The 13,757-nt window shown below is 41.7% G+C and carries 16 protein-coding genes; 9 read left to right on the forward strand and 7 right to left on the reverse strand.

The features are described 5' to 3' along the window. Positions 1–170 precede the first annotated feature (170 nt). On the reverse strand, positions 171–1,235 hold the full coding sequence (locus tag AC1DQW_RS22580; protein ID WP_477456128.1) for a polysaccharide deacetylase family protein: 1,065 nt from the start codon (positions 1,233–1,235) through the stop codon (positions 171–173). Positions 1,236–1,351: 116 nt separating this feature from the next. Here AC1DQW_RS22580 and AC1DQW_RS22585 point away from each other — a divergent pair, with 116 nt between their 5' ends. Both AC1DQW_RS22585 and AC1DQW_RS22590 read left to right on the forward strand, forming a co-directional pair. After that, entirely contained in the window at positions 1,352–1,624 is a 273-nt protein-coding gene (locus AC1DQW_RS22585; protein WP_477403866.1) for a hypothetical protein, read from the forward strand. Then, on the forward strand, positions 1,621–2,382 hold the full coding sequence (locus AC1DQW_RS22590; protein WP_477456129.1) for an MBL fold metallo-hydrolase: 762 nt from the start codon (positions 1,621–1,623) through the stop codon (positions 2,380–2,382). Before AC1DQW_RS22585 ends, AC1DQW_RS22590 begins: the two co-directional genes overlap by 4 nt. Positions 2,383–2,391: 9 nt before the next feature. Here the strand turns inward: AC1DQW_RS22590 and AC1DQW_RS22595 are convergent, their stop codons facing one another. Both AC1DQW_RS22595 and AC1DQW_RS22600 read right to left on the reverse strand, forming a co-directional pair. Beyond that, complete coding sequence (locus AC1DQW_RS22595; RefSeq protein ID WP_477403862.1) at positions 2,392–2,883, reverse strand: hypothetical protein; 492 nt, start codon at positions 2,881–2,883, stop codon at positions 2,392–2,394. 112 nt (positions 2,884–2,995) lie between these two features. Then, positions 2,996–3,973, reverse strand: coding sequence for a glycoside hydrolase family 5 protein (locus AC1DQW_RS22600; protein WP_477456130.1), 978 nt, complete (start codon positions 3,971–3,973; stop codon positions 2,996–2,998). A gap of 217 nt (positions 3,974–4,190) precedes the next feature. On the opposite strand from AC1DQW_RS22600, the gene AC1DQW_RS22605 reads away from it, so the two are divergent. Together AC1DQW_RS22605 and AC1DQW_RS22610 are read left to right on the forward strand one after the other, a co-directional pair. After that, a complete protein-coding gene (locus AC1DQW_RS22605; RefSeq protein WP_477456131.1) occupies positions 4,191–5,822 on the forward strand; it encodes an amidase in 1,632 nt (543 codons plus the stop codon). A 118-nt stretch (positions 5,823–5,940) separates the two neighbouring features. After that, positions 5,941–6,870, forward strand: a complete 930-nt coding sequence (locus AC1DQW_RS22610; RefSeq protein WP_477456132.1) for a DUF72 domain-containing protein — start codon at positions 5,941–5,943, stop codon at positions 6,868–6,870. On the opposite strand, the gene AC1DQW_RS22615 is transcribed toward AC1DQW_RS22610, so the two are convergent. From AC1DQW_RS22615 to argH, 3 genes are all read right to left on the reverse strand, one after another. Continuing rightward, positions 6,867–7,571, reverse strand: a complete 705-nt coding sequence (locus AC1DQW_RS22615) for a DUF1345 domain-containing protein (RefSeq protein WP_477456133.1) — start codon at positions 7,569–7,571, stop codon at positions 6,867–6,869. The genes AC1DQW_RS22610 and AC1DQW_RS22615 overlap by 4 nt on opposite strands. Before the next feature lie 62 nt (positions 7,572–7,633). Further along, the gene (locus AC1DQW_RS22620; RefSeq protein WP_477403852.1) at positions 7,634–7,834 is read right to left on the reverse strand and encodes a YwbE family protein; all 201 of its coding nucleotides are present in this window, start codon (positions 7,832–7,834) and stop codon (positions 7,634–7,636) included. Positions 7,835–7,890: 56 nt separating this feature from the next. Continuing rightward, positions 7,891–9,225, reverse strand: coding sequence for an argininosuccinate lyase (gene argH / locus AC1DQW_RS22625; protein ID WP_477456134.1), 1,335 nt, complete (start codon positions 9,223–9,225; stop codon positions 7,891–7,893). Between the two features lie 516 nt (positions 9,226–9,741). Here argH and AC1DQW_RS22630 point away from each other — a divergent pair. The 4 genes from AC1DQW_RS22630 to AC1DQW_RS22645 all read left to right on the forward strand — a co-directional run bounded on the left by AC1DQW_RS22630 (position 9,742) and on the right by AC1DQW_RS22645 (position 11,564). Next, positions 9,742–9,972 (forward strand): hypothetical protein, encoded by a 231-nt coding sequence (locus AC1DQW_RS22630; RefSeq protein ID WP_477456135.1) that lies wholly within the window; start codon positions 9,742–9,744, stop codon positions 9,970–9,972. After that, complete coding sequence (locus tag AC1DQW_RS22635) at positions 9,959–10,375, forward strand: putative toxin-antitoxin system toxin component, PIN family (protein ID WP_477456136.1); 417 nt, start codon at positions 9,959–9,961, stop codon at positions 10,373–10,375. Before AC1DQW_RS22630 ends, AC1DQW_RS22635 begins: the two co-directional genes overlap by 14 nt. A 173-nt stretch (positions 10,376–10,548) precedes the next feature. After that, complete coding sequence (locus AC1DQW_RS22640) at positions 10,549–10,833, forward strand: hypothetical protein (protein ID WP_477456137.1); 285 nt, start codon at positions 10,549–10,551, stop codon at positions 10,831–10,833. Between the two features lie 425 nt (positions 10,834–11,258). Then, on the forward strand, positions 11,259–11,564 hold the full coding sequence (locus tag AC1DQW_RS22645) for a hypothetical protein (protein ID WP_477456138.1): 306 nt from the start codon (positions 11,259–11,261) through the stop codon (positions 11,562–11,564). Positions 11,565–11,978: 414 nt separating this feature from the next. On the opposite strand, the gene AC1DQW_RS22650 is transcribed toward AC1DQW_RS22645, so the two are convergent. Beyond that, the gene (locus AC1DQW_RS22650; protein WP_477456139.1) at positions 11,979–12,788 is read right to left on the reverse strand and encodes a TIR domain-containing protein; all 810 of its coding nucleotides are present in this window, start codon (positions 12,786–12,788) and stop codon (positions 11,979–11,981) included. A 202-nt stretch (positions 12,789–12,990) separates the two neighbouring features. On the opposite strand from AC1DQW_RS22650, the gene AC1DQW_RS22655 reads away from it, so the two are divergent. After that, positions 12,991–13,757 (forward strand): SIR2 family protein (locus AC1DQW_RS22655; RefSeq protein ID WP_477456140.1); only part of this gene is annotated, 767 nt, incomplete at its 3' end.

Consider the following 13,757-nt stretch of genomic DNA (forward strand, 5'->3'; position numbering starts at 1 on the left):
CTGGATTAAATGAATCTATTGAATTCATTGGATTTAAAATTCTGCAAATTTCATTAATTCGACGAACGGCACAGCCCTCTTGAACACCATTGAAAACAAACGATAGGTGAAAAATTCCGGTTCAGACAAATAATCTGCACATCTGAAATTTGCATATCTGCACATCAGGACTATTCAACATTCCCCACCTTTACCCTTCGTTCCATAACTTCGCGCCAGGTGGTTAAAATAAACCCTTGTTGCTTTAAAAAAGCTTTTAATCGTGGGTCGGTCATGGCAAGCAGATCGCCTTTGCGTTTTTTACCGGTGTCAGATATATAGTCAAAATTGGGGGTGGGGTTGGTGCAATGCATAATCACCATAGTTAAGCCGGGCGATAAACGGCCAATGCTTTCAATATAATGATCGGTATACCATTTTTGGATCTGCTTATCGGTCATATTTTCAATATCGGGCATCTGCCAGTCGTAACTTGAGTTATGCAGATCATCCAAAACAGGCAAACCGGCTTTCCAGATCATAAGCCCTGTTTCTTTTACATTAGCCAAAACTGCCGGCTCTTGTATTACCATACCTTCGGTGTATTTACCCTGTTTTTTCAATTCGGTAATAGTAGCGGCTTTGGCTTCGGCCCTGTAAAACAGGTCGTCTCCACCCGGAAACATAACCGGGATCTGTTTTTCGATACCCAGCTTAATATACTTTTCCATATAAGATGGTTTGGCAAAAAGCGTCCCCATGTGCGAGTCGAGGTGAGTAGGAACAAAGTCCATGCTCAGGGCCCTGTCCAGCTGTGCTCTTATTTCTCTATCTACCTCATCTGCCGACGCCCTGAAATACACAGCCGCAACAGACGGCCATAAACAACCTTGCTTATCGGTAAGTCCCGGCACTGCTGTTTTACCCGCCAACGGGCCCCAGCGGTAGTTATCCCACTCTGATGTTAAAGTTAAGTGCAGGCCGGCATCTGTACCAGGATGCTTATCCAGGTACGTTTTAAACTCAGATACCCATGCACACGGCATCATCACACTGGTGGAAGTAGCTACACCCTCACCAATAGCTTTTTCTGCCCCATCATTTGATTCGTGCGACATACCGGCATCGTCAACATGCAAAATAATTACACGGGCGCCCTTGGGCCAGCCCAGTTTCTCGGCATAGGTTTTAGTTTGCTGGGCTAAAGCTGTTAAACAGACCGTTATACATATGGCAACCAGGATGATTTTTTTCATTGTGATATTGAGCGTATAATTGGTTAATAAATATAGGGATATAGGCTATTTAAAACAAAGATGGCGATAACCAAAAATGAACCTGCAATTACACTTAATTTACTACTTTTKAAATAATGCTTCCTGCAACTAACCATACCCTCGAAAAACTGGAAATGCTGCTTAAAACAGCAGGTTACAAGGTGCGGTATGAAAAAGGCAACTTTAAAACAGGTGCATGCCTGTTGCTTAACAGCCGAATGGTGATTGTTAACCGTTTCTCGAACCTGGAAAGTAAAATTTTAGCCCTTGTTGAGCTTTTGCGTGAACTGGAAATAGATTTTAAACTGCTCGACGAAAAACAAGTGGCGTTTTTGCAGGAAATTAAACAAACAAAACTGCAGCTGTGACCATAACATTTTTAGGAACCGGAACTTCGCAGGGTGTACCTGTTATTGCCTGCGGCTGCGAGGTATGCACCTCGGTAAACACAAAGGATAACCGGCTCCGCACCTCCGTTTTAATTGAAGCCGAAGATAAAACGATAGTTATTGATTCCGGGCCGGATTTCAGGTACCAGATGCTGCGTGCAGGCGTAAAGCATCTTGATGCTATTGTATTTACCCATGAGCATAAAGACCATATTGCCGGCATGGATGATATCCGCGCGTTTAATTACCGTCAAAATGGCCCGGTTGATGTATATGCAGATTTTCGCGTACAAAGGGCATTGGTTCGCGAATTCCCATATATTTTTGATGGTAACGGTTATCCCGGCGTTCCACAGGTAAAAATACACCCAATAGGTTTGGATCCATTTACCATTGGCAGTGTAACATTTACGCCAGTTGAGGTTTTACATTACCTACTCCCGGTAATGGGCTTCAGGATAAATGATTTTACCTACATTACGGATGCTAAAACCATATCCGATAAAGAAAAACAAAAAATAAAAGGAACCAAAATCCTGGTAATAAACGCACTGCAAAAACAAACCCATATATCGCATTTTACGCTCGATGAAGCTATTGCCTTTGCGCAGGAAATAGATGCCGGGGAAACCTACCTCACTCACATCAGTCACCGTTTAGGTAAACACCAGGATATCACCAGTGAATTGCCTCCAAACATCCACCTGGCCTATGATGGCCTAAAGCTGACCATTTAAAATATTTAGTTATAAATCAATATAACTGATCCTTTCTATTGCTCCTTTATACTGGTTTAAATGCCCGGTATCATGCGCGTCAACCCTACCTTTAATGGTAACATGTTTATTGTTGATCTGGGTGAACTGCCCGTTATTATAAGCAAACAAGCCTATTCGTGTACCTTCCAAATATAACGGGCAATCGGGATTAAAATCTATCCAGATAGCCTGTTTAATAGAATGATCGGCAAAAAGGCTATCGTTAAATAAAGCAGATTGCTCCGGAGCCTCAATGTACTTACCGGTAACCTCTACATATTGCTTATCGTATTTTTTAAGGTGATTTACCAGCTCCGTAAAAGGAATACGTTTATAAACAGGAGAATAGTCATCATTGCAATCACTTCTAAAAATTTTTTTACCATGATCACATCCAACCAGCAATGCAATTAAAATAGCGGGGAACAATATTTTGATCGGGCATCTTGGCATCATCACTACTAAAAAAGCAAAGTACATTCAGAGATCATAAAGATACCCAATACATATGCTGCATATGTATTTGTAATGCAAATTATACATTACCGCCTCCCTTCTTTCTTTAAGCTCCCGCAGAGGGTTTGGGAGGGGCTTATTTATTTAACTCCCTTAGCACGTTCCTTATATACAAACCTGCAGGTGTTAAATTAGCCTCCGTCCACCCGCCATATACGGGGGCACCTTTTTGCAGAATAGCGGTTGTCTCGTGCTTATCGGTTATATTCCAGTTGGCCCAGCTAAGCTTGTTATCTTCTGCCCATTTTAACCAGGTTTGAGTTTTGTGCATATTAAACTCGCCGTTGCCATTGGCCTCTCCCACACCCCATTCTGTAACAATAAGCGGCAGACCAAGTTTTATAGCCTTATCAGCCCTTGCACGGAGTGCTTCCTGGTGATAAGGGTCGCTGGCATAAAAATGAAAAGAATATGCAATATTATTAAAACCTGCAATTGGGTCAGCAGCAGCTATATCCACATCCTGATCCCAATTGGGACTACCTACCACAATTACATTATCCTTATCGTATTTCCGGATCACAGGAATTACCTGCATGGCATAATCTTTTACCGTTTTCCAATGCGTTTTTGCAGGCTCGTTCCAGATTTCGTAAATTACGTTAGGCACGCCTGCATATTTTTTTGCCATTTGCTTAAAAAACTCTTTTGATTCCCGTATATGCAGGTTGGCATTATGGTCGTGCCAGTCTATCAGTACATAAATACCATTCTTCACAGCCTGATCAACCACATCTGTGATCATTTTTTGCTGCTCATCCGGTTGTCGTAAATACCCACCATCGGGCTCCACACCCATTGCCGCCCTGATAATGGAGATCTTAAAATCATCAGCAAGCCAGCTAACTACCCCCGCATTATAATATTTACGCCCCTGCCATAAACTCCATGAAAGGCTAATACCCCGCAATTGGGGTGCACCCCCCTGTTGGTTTACCAATTTACCATCCTGTACCTTTAATGCGCCATTACGGGCAAGGGGCGTTAAATTTTGCGCCAATAATACCGTAGTTGTAGTTAAAAGCAGCAGCATAATTAATACTTGCCTCATCATTTTATATTTGGATAAGGCAATGTAAATAATGAGAATTTATAAATGCCGATTTGCAAAAATCACATTATATTATGTTAAAATTTGCCCTGTCAACATGCAGGATTATCACCAACGAGACTAAATTACTTATAGTCATTATATGTTGTAACATTTTAGACTGACAGTTTTTAATTAGCTAAATATTTTGTTATTTGTAGATGCTTTATAAAACCCGGTTATGCACAGAAGAAATTTCCTCAAAACAGGCTCATTAGCAGGCTTAACAATATCATCATTAGTAGCTGCTTCATGCAGTCAGCCAGCCGCCGACGATAAAAAAAACGATACCACGGCAACCGATAGCAAGGACGACCTGTTTGAACTCTCGGAAGCCACTATAACCGATCTGCAGGAAAAAATGAAGGCTAAGCAATACACCTCGCGCCTGCTAACCGAGCTTTATCTGAAACGTATTGAGGAGATAGATAAAAACGGCCCAAAACTAAACTCGGTAATCGAACTGAACAAAGATGCCCTTAACATGGCTGACGCTATGGATAAGGAACGCGCGCAGGGCAAAGTACGCGGCCCAATGCATGGCATCCCCGTACTGATAAAAGACAATATAAACACCGGCGATAACATGCACACCACCGCCGGTTCATTGGCAATGGGTGATAATTTTGCAAAACAAGATGCTTTTATTGTACATAAACTGCGCGAAGCCGGTGCGGTATTATTGGGCAAAACCAATTTGAGCGAGTGGGCCAATTTCCGCTCCACCCACTCTACCAGCGCATGGAGCAGCCGGGGCGGACAAACCAAATGCCCATATATCCTTGATCGCAATCCCAGCGGATCAAGTGCCGGATCGGGCACCGCTGTAGCGGCCAATTTGTGCACTGTAGCCATCGGTACTGAAACGGATGGGTCGATAGTATCACCATCATCAGTAAATGGCCTGGTGGGCATTAAACCAACCGTAGGGCTGTGGAGCCGGTGGGGCATTATTCCTATCTCCAAAACACAGGATACCGCCGGTCCAATGGCCCGTACTGTTAAGGATGCAGCCATATTCCTGGGTGCATTAGCAGGTATCGATGCGCAGGATAGCTTCACCCTTGCCAGCAAAGGAAAAGCCGAAGCAGATTATTCAAAATTTTTAGATGCCAACGGCCTGCAGGGCAAACGCCTCGGGATTGAAAAATCGGCTCTGGAAGGTAATGTGGGGATGGTAGCTTTACTACAGGATGCAATAAAGGTACTTAAAAGCAAAGGTGCAACCATCGTTGAGATAGAACTGAACAAAGAGCTGAAAGACATTGGCAAAAGTGAATTTACCGTTTTACTGTACGAATTTAAAGATGGCCTAAACCAGTATTTAAGCGCAGCTAACGGTAAAGTTAAAAGCCTTGCAGATGTGATAGCGTTTAACAAGCAGAACGAGGCCAAAGCGATGCCTTTTTTTAAGCAGGAAACGTTGGAACTTGCACAAGCCAAAGGCGACCTGAACAGCAAAGAATACCTTGATGCCATAAAGAAAACCAGTACCGGAACTAAAAAAGCGATAGATAAGATCCTCACCGATAATAAATTGGATGCCATTATAGGCCCTACCAACGGCCCCGCGGTTTGTATCGACCTGGTGAATGGTGATTATGATAATGGCTTCTCTTTCTCCAGCCCGGCTGCAATGGCCGGTTATCCTCATATTACGGTGCCCATGGGTTTATTACATGGCTTGCCTATCGGGCTGTCGTTTTTTAGTACAGCTTACAAAGAGGGTGATATTATTAAACTGGGGTATGCCTACGAACAGGCCAGTAATAAACGGGCTAAACCTTTGTTTAAGCTGGATTTGTTGGCGTAACAGAAAATTGTTTATTTGGATTTAAGTTTAACTCGTCATGATATCCTGAGCCATGGAACTTTTTTTCTAACTTAGCCCAACCCCTTGCTTAATCAACCACTCACCAATCAACTAACTCATGGAATTTGGCAAAGTAGCACCCGAAGAATTAGCCTCAATAGATTTCACACTGCCACCTGACGCAGAACTCACAAAAAGTGTGTTAAAAGCGGCTAAAACAAATAATGAGCCTGTACAGGTACGCGTTGGCTGTGCCAAGTGGGGACGCAAGGAATGGGTTGGGCAGATCTATCCGCCCAAAACCAAGGATGCTAATTTTTTAGATGAATACGTAAAGCATTTTGATTGCATTGAACTGAATGCTACCTTTTACAATGCGTACCCTCCCGAAACTATTGCCAAATGGAAAGACAAAGCTGCTATTAACCCGCAGTTTAAATTTTGCCCAAAGTTTACACAAAGCATCAGCCACATCCGGCGCTTAAAAAACGCTGAAGATATTACCACCAGCTTTTACCAAAGCATGCTGGCATTTGGCGAAAAGCTTGGTCCGCTGTTTTTGCAATTGAGCGACAACTTTACACCAAAGAGCTTTCCGGAACTGAAAGCCTACCTGGAGCATTTGCCAAAAGATGTACCCGTATTTGTTGAACTAAGGCATAAAGAATGGTTTGCTAACCAGGAAAACCGGGATAAGGTTTTTCAGCTTCTGCATGATCTTGATATAGGATCGATAATTACCGATGCATCCGGAAGACGCGACATATTACATATGACCCTGCCTACGCCCCATGCCTTCGTCCGTTTTGTTGGCTGTACCGATAAAGAAGGAGAATACGATCTGGATAAAGCGCGCCTGGACGAATGGGTTTTACGCATCAAAGACTGGAAGCAACAGGGATTAAAATCCGTATGGTTTTTTATGCACCAGCATGACGAACGTTTTTCGCCTATATTATCCTATTATGTAACCAACGAATTGAACAAGGCTTTAGGTACCAACCTATTACGCCCCCAGTTTATTGAACAACAAAGCAGCTTATTTTAATTAGCTACCAGGCCCGATATTACGTTGATACTTAATGCCACTATAGCGGTATTAAAAGCGAACGAGATCATCCCATGGATCCAGGCCAGTCGACGGATCTGGCGGGAGGAGATCTCTACATCTGATACCTGGAATGTCATACCCACAACAAAGGAAAAATACACAAAATCCAAATAATCAGGTTCAAAATTCTTTTCATCACCCGGAAATTCCAGGCCTCCAATTAGTTTAGTTTGGTTATTATCATCAGGGTCTGTGGTGTAATACATGTGTGCATAGCGCAGGGTAAATATGGTGTGTACCAGCACCCATGATACAATTACCGATGCCATCCCTAACAAAACATGACCGGTCGCTATTTCTGGCGGAAGTTGTCTGGATGATTTGAGCAGGAAGAAAATAGCCAGCATACTGATTAGCGAGGCTACTATCACAAATGCAAATATCAGTACCCGGCTGGAATCTTCGATCTTTGCTATCCGCCTTACTTCCAGAGGGTGCGAAGACAGGATGATGATCCAATCCATCACAATAATACTTAACCCAAAAGCCAGCCAGGTAAATAATACCGCGGCGGGAAAACTACACTTTCCCCAAATAAAAACCGCAGTGGCAATACCTACTATGAATGCGATGAGCAGTTTATGGTGCGCATCTAATCTGAGCAATGATTTTACTTTTCTTTTAGGGCTTGCAGGCATATTGTATTTATACTATGGTAAGTACATGTAAATATGGCAAACAATTGTGTAGAATTTATGAATTAATCTTCCTCCACTATCCAGGCTACACGCCCTACCTGTCCATCATCCAACTGTACCTTGATACCACGGGAATGATAAGCCGAGCTGGTGAGCAGCCTTTTTACAATTCCGCGGGTTAAAGTACCTGTACGCTGGTCTTTTTTCAGGATGATATCAACCTCAAGACCGGGGTATATATCGCTTCTGTTTTGTCCGTTCATATGTTGGGGATTACACTGATTTTCAGAGTGATTTCACCTATTATTTATTACCATCTCTACCCTACCAAGCCCCTTATCGCTCCTTCAACCTTGGCAAAATCAAAGTTGGTCAGCAGCTTATCAAATGCTGCGGCGATATGTTCGTTACCCAGGTTGCCTATGCTGCCTTCGTGGGTGTGGTTAACGGTTTTGTCGGGGTTAAAGTCGCCTTGCTCAATGGCCAGGCCAACCTGTTTGTAGGCATCGCGGAAAGGCGTGCCGTTTAATACCATACGGTTAACTTCCTCTACACTAAACAAGTACGCATATTTAGGATCTTTCAGTATATCGGTATTCACCGTTATATTCTGGAGCATGAAAGTGGCCATATGCAGACAGCTCTTCAGGTCGGCAAAGGCGGGGAACAGGAGCTCTTTAAGCAGCTGCAGTTCACGGTGATAGCCCGATGGCAGGTTGGTGGTCATCATAGCTACATCGGTTGGCAGGGCCTGCAGGCGGTTGCACTTGCCGCGCATAATTTCCCAAACATCGGGGTTTTTTTTGTGGGGCATAATGCTGCTGCCGGTGGTAAGGGTATCCGGGTAACTTACAAATGCGAAGTTCTGACTCAGGTAAAGTGCCTGATCCATAGCCATTTTGGCAAGGGTGGCCGCTATGGATGATAACGCCTGCGCAATAATACGCTCGGTTTTACCACGGCCCATCTGGGCGTATACCACGTTATAGTTGAGGCTATCGAAGCCCAATAGTTCGGTGGTTAAAGTGCGGTTAAGGGGGAACGACGAGCCATAGCCGGCTGCTGAACCCAGGGGGTTCTTATTGGTGATCCTATAAGCGGCCAATACCAGTTCCAGGTCGTCGGCGAGGCTTTCGGCGTAGGCGCCAAACCAGAGGCCGAATGACGAGGGCATGGCCACCTGCAGGTGGGTATAACCGGGCAGCAGCACATCTTTATACCTGTTACTCAGCTCAATAAGCTGGCGAAACAGGATTTCGGTTTCTTCAACTACCTGTTGCAGCTGGTGGCGAAAAAACAGTTTCAGGTCAACCAGCACCTGGTCGTTGCGGGAGCGGCCGGAGTGGATCTTTTTACCGGCATCGCCAATACGCTGGGTAAGCAGCATTTCTACCTGCGAGTGCACATCTTCTACCCCATCTTCGATGGTGAAATTTCCCTGCTCAATATCAGCATAAATAGCTTTTAGTTCGCGCTGAACAAGCTCAAGATCAGCAACATCCATCAGGCCGATGCTTTGTAGCATGCGGGTATGGGCCAGCGAACCCAGCACATCAAAAGCGGCCATTTCCTGGTCGAACTCACGGTCGCGGCCGACGGTGAAACTCTCGACCAGCTGATTAACATTAGTGGTTTTTTGCCATAACTTGCTCATAGTGCAAAGATGTAAATTTAGTAGCAAGTAGATAGTATCAAGTAGCAAGATTTTAGAAGGGTTATTACCTTGCATTTTTTTGTGTTGTTTTAACCTAAGACATTGGAGCTGCGCTGTAATTTTTAGCATAATAATGTGTAACAAAAAGGCATTATTATGTAATAATAATCGAGAAATATCCTGTTTTGTATAATAAAAAACGACATAGGGTTTTTGAAGGATTTTGTGGCAGTGGAGGGTTAATTTTTTAACCCGGAAAAATCCAGGATCATACAAATTTGCAATGTCATAAAGCCGCACCGCCCACCATCGTTCGGCCCGCTTTTGCCCGGAACCGTTCTGCAGACGGGGAAGGAAAAAGAATCAAGAATTAAGATCCGGAAATCCCCCCAAAATTAATCTTTGCTCCATTAATCCTTTGTCCGAAAGTCCGGAAGTCCTTTGTCCAAAAAATCCTTCGTCCAAAAATCTTTACTTAAATTCAAATTCGTTAAATTTGTTTATCATTTAAATAGTATGGAACGGATTGTATTAGAAGTTGACGATCAAACGGCAAAGGCCTGGCGCAATACCTCGGCTAAATTGCGTACCCAAATAGGCAAAAATCTGGCTCATATACTAAATGATTCGCTAAGCAAAACTCAGAAGGAAAACTTTGAATTACTTTTGCAGGATGCCCGCAAAGAAGCGGCCCGAAATGGTTTAACCGAGGAGTTACTGGCGCAGCTATTAAGTGAAGAAAACTAAGCATTTTGTACTTGATGCCAATACACTCATCAGTGTATTTTTGCTTTCCAGGGCATCGGTAACCGCAAAAGCTTATTACAAAGCGCTAAACGAAGGCATTATAGTACTGTCCGACGATGCCTATAACGAATTCAGCGATGTTTTTATCCGCCCAAAATTCGATAAATATCTTGCCTTTGATAAGCGGCTAACCATCATCGAAGATTTAAAAACAATTGTAAAATTTATACCTGTAACCATTAGCATACAAGCTTGCCGCGATGCTAAAGACAATAAATATTTAGAATTAGCAGTAGCATCCGGTGCAGATTGTATCATAACCGGAGATAAAGACCTGTTGGTTTTGCACCCTTTTCAAAAAATATCCATTTTAACAGCAGCCGATTTCCTTGAAAAATATTAAAGCTTTATTGTCCGGAAGACCGACAACGGCATAAGTCCCAACAAAGTTATTCCTTTGTCCGAAAGTCCTTTGTCCCCAAATTTATTTGATTAATTTTAACCGACATGGACAAGCGGCAGAAAAAAATTCGGCGGATCATTTTCTTGGTTTTCCTGGCAGGCACATTTTTAACCATGATATATTTCGATCACCGGGCTGTTAGCAAAGGCTTTTATGCTTTTAATTCAAACAACATCCGCGGCGAAATCGCGCAAATGGAGATGGCCAGGAGCAGGATAATAATCCGGTTGAAAGGGAATGATCTGCGATACTATTTACACCAGGAAACCCGGTCGCACCAAAAGATGGATTTTTATAAGACGGTGCACATAGGCGACTCAATCTTCAAGAAAGCGTTTTCAGATTCGGTGTTAATCAAAAACGGAAAAACCAAATCGGTTTATATCATGTCAAATTAGCCCCTTGTCTTGATACCTGATACTAACTAGCTGATACTTCTTCAAGCGCTCCTGTCTTGATCTCTCTTCTTCATGTCTTGATACTTGATACTAACTACCTGATACTTCAAAGCCTTTGCGATAGCTGGGAAATCAGACTGTTGCGTTCGCAACAGGTGAAACAGTAAAAAATGCTATCTATATAAAAATCAACACTTTAAGAATTGTCATATTTTATAAACCGCAACAAAAAACAGAATTACCATATCGATCTGCATAAACACTATTTGTAAATTAATCAATTAAAATAAATCAATATTTAAAGCGTTAGCATTAAACAGTCTTCTTGTTAGCTTCCCCCCTAATTATCTAAAAAACTCTTCTTTTTACTACCATCATGGTACTTTGTATTGTTACAATTCAGTCGCAATTAAATGAAATTAATCATGGAAAAAGTAATCGTTCAATTCAACATTCCTGGCATGACTGCCAAAGAGTATGATCAAGCGTGGGTAGAACTGCGCAAAGTGGGCCAATCGGCACCATCAGGACTTCACCACCATGTAGGAGCACAGCAAGGCAATAACTGGATGGTGATTGATGTTTGGGAATCGGCAGATGCATTCAATAAATTTGGTGAAACCCTGATGCCAATTTTGAAAAAAATTGGTATTGCTGTTGACCAGGTTAAGCCGGTGATAACGCCTGTGCACTATGAATATGAAAATATGGAAACAGGTGTAGCTCACTAATGGTTGCGCAATCCCGTATGTGCATGAACTGCTTCTTCTCAGCACCTAAAGAGTTTAATACGCTTTAGGTGTTTTCTATTATAAATAATTCATCTCGCTGGTGCACCAGTGTCAGCGATGGGTTTATATCATAACAAATTGGCCCACCTGTCTTGGTACTTGATACTGCCTACTTGATACTTCTCCGGGCGTTCCCCTCCTGCGTCGGGTCGGGCTGTACGCTTATACGGCTACAGGCATTAGGCGCTGGGGCCGGTATTCGCTGCCATCCTTAACGTGGTCCGTGGGGTAGTTTAAGCTGAGTGCTTTACAAAAACACCGTGATCTGCATACAGGCACACCAGGCTGGAGGTGGCAGCGAAAAAGTTCTTGCGTAGCGTGGGTCGATCAAAACTCTTGCGGCAGCTTGGGGAATTATAAATTATGTATTATTTGATTGTACAATTCTTCAAAATTTGTATCTCTATGTGCTTCAGGTGTTAAGGTATTCATATCTCTAATCTTATCAACTAATCTTGGTAAAAATGCACGTATGTTTGAGTATAAATCCAAATCCTCCCGGATTCCATGTAAGTTTTCCGGTGAAATTTTTTTTATTGCTTTTTTTAACTCTTTAATTTGCAACTCCCAGTACTCAACGTAGCCTATTAAGTCTTTAGCATCAAAAATATTTGCATCTTTTAGTACCACGGGAAAAATCCTATCAACAAATGAGCCATGGCTCGAAATCTGTAATAACTCGTATAAGCAATTTTTAGACTTTAGGTACCTATCACTAATAATTACTATAATACATTTCCCCTTTCCTAAGGTTTCCATGAAATCCTTTATACTGCTCCTAAAATTCACATCCCGCTTGTCTCTTATGATAAGGATTTTATTACTTTGAAGTGTTTTATCTATTTGATCTGTAATTATTTCACTATCGCCCCCCCAAGCGTAAGATATAAAAACACTTTTATTAGCATCGGGTACAGGCAATGGTTGTAAGTCATATGCTCTCAATAAATTCAAAAGCCGGTTTGTAACACTTGCGAAAGCTTTTTTGCCATCTTCGGCACTTAGTAAATCTTTCATCAACTCATTACTATACCTCCTGTATGAAGCTGAAATAGAGGTCGCTTCGTCAGCTAACGATGTCCCTTGCGTAGCTAAAATAATTAGCTGAATTGCTTTATCGATCCTGTCATTAGCAATCAAAGCGCGTACATATGGGGTTTCCATTGATCCTATATAATTTAATTCTAATATATGAAAATATAAATGACACTCAACAACAACTAAAAACGAGTCAAAGCACAATGTACAAACTATAAACAATTATGATTGAATAGTATACGAAAATGCAAGTCAATTATTTTTTTTAAAAAAATTTGTTTTTATCCCTTATTTGTTTAGATTTAATATACCCAAACCCTATCGTAATATGACCAACCCAGCTGTTACCAAAACAAACGCTCCTGACTGGAGTTTTCTTATAGAAACTATAAGGGCAGGGAAATGTATTTTGCTTTTAGGGCCAGGCATTATTAAAGTTGATAACGGCACCTTAGAAAATTCTTTGCTAAAATATTTAGATATTCCGAATGAAGAAAACATTGTAAAATATTATACAGCCGACGAGCTTTTTTTATTTAAAGATAGAGCAGCACAAACGAAGGTATATTATAAAATAAAAAAATTCTATGCCAATGCAAATGTTAAAAGAGACATCTATAAAAATATTACAAAAATACCCTTCCATTTAATTATTTCTACTTCACCTGATATTTACCTGACAGAAGAATTTAACAAAGAAAAATTTAAACATAGGTTTGAAGTATACGACAAAACCAAAGCGCCAGCTAATATCGCCCCACCCACCCAAAGCAATCCTGTTATCTACAACTTATTTGGATGTACAGACAGTGAGGAATCTCTTGTTTTAACTCATAACGACCTATTTGACTTTTTACAGGCTGTTATCGGCGATAGAAATCTTCCAACAGATATCCTTAACACTTTTAAAAGTGCCAAGGGCGTTATATTTCTGGGCTGTAAGTTCGAAAAATGGTATGTGCAACTGGTTTTAAGGTTGCTAAAATTACATAATGAATATTTTGACCAGGTTTCCAAATATTCTCCCAAAATGGAACTTAACGGAAATTTAGAAATTGAAGATTTATGCAAGGCTCAATTTGCGATAGATTTTAT

Source organism: Mucilaginibacter sp. P5_A4 (assembly GCF_056400605.1).

Excerpts from the sequence above, each read along its gene's own strand:
- argH (WP_477456134.1), bottom strand. The coding sequence starts at position 9,225 with ATGAGCAAGTTATGGCAAAAAACCACTAATGTTAATCAGCTGGTCGAG.
- AC1DQW_RS22615 (WP_477456133.1), bottom strand. The coding sequence starts at position 7,571 with ATGCCTGCAAGCCCTAAAAGAAAAGTAAAATCATTGCTCAGATTAGAT.
- AC1DQW_RS22595 (WP_477403862.1), bottom strand. The coding sequence starts at position 2,883 with ATGTACTTTGCTTTTTTAGTAGTGATGATGCCAAGATGCCCGATCAAA.
- AC1DQW_RS22610 (WP_477456132.1), top strand. The coding sequence starts at position 5,941 with ATGGAATTTGGCAAAGTAGCACCCGAAGAATTAGCCTCAATAGATTTC.
- AC1DQW_RS22605 (WP_477456131.1), top strand. The coding sequence starts at position 4,191 with ATGCACAGAAGAAATTTCCTCAAAACAGGCTCATTAGCAGGCTTAACA.
- AC1DQW_RS22650 (WP_477456139.1), bottom strand. The coding sequence starts at position 12,788 with ATGGAAACCCCATATGTACGCGCTTTGATTGCTAATGACAGGATCGAT.
- AC1DQW_RS22630 (WP_477456135.1), top strand. The coding sequence starts at position 9,742 with ATGGAACGGATTGTATTAGAAGTTGACGATCAAACGGCAAAGGCCTGG.
- AC1DQW_RS22585 (WP_477403866.1), top strand. The coding sequence starts at position 1,352 with ATGCTTCCTGCAACTAACCATACCCTCGAAAAACTGGAAATGCTGCTT.
- AC1DQW_RS22640 (WP_477456137.1), top strand. The coding sequence starts at position 10,549 with ATGATATATTTCGATCACCGGGCTGTTAGCAAAGGCTTTTATGCTTTT.
- AC1DQW_RS22600 (WP_477456130.1), bottom strand. The coding sequence starts at position 3,973 with ATGATGAGGCAAGTATTAATTATGCTGCTGCTTTTAACTACAACTACG.
- AC1DQW_RS22645 (WP_477456138.1), top strand. The coding sequence starts at position 11,259 with ATGGAAAAAGTAATCGTTCAATTCAACATTCCTGGCATGACTGCCAAA.
- AC1DQW_RS22620 (WP_477403852.1), bottom strand. The coding sequence starts at position 7,834 with ATGAACGGACAAAACAGAAGCGATATATACCCCGGTCTTGAGGTTGAT.
- AC1DQW_RS22580 (WP_477456128.1), bottom strand. The coding sequence starts at position 1,235 with ATGAAAAAAATCATCCTGGTTGCCATATGTATAACGGTCTGTTTAACA.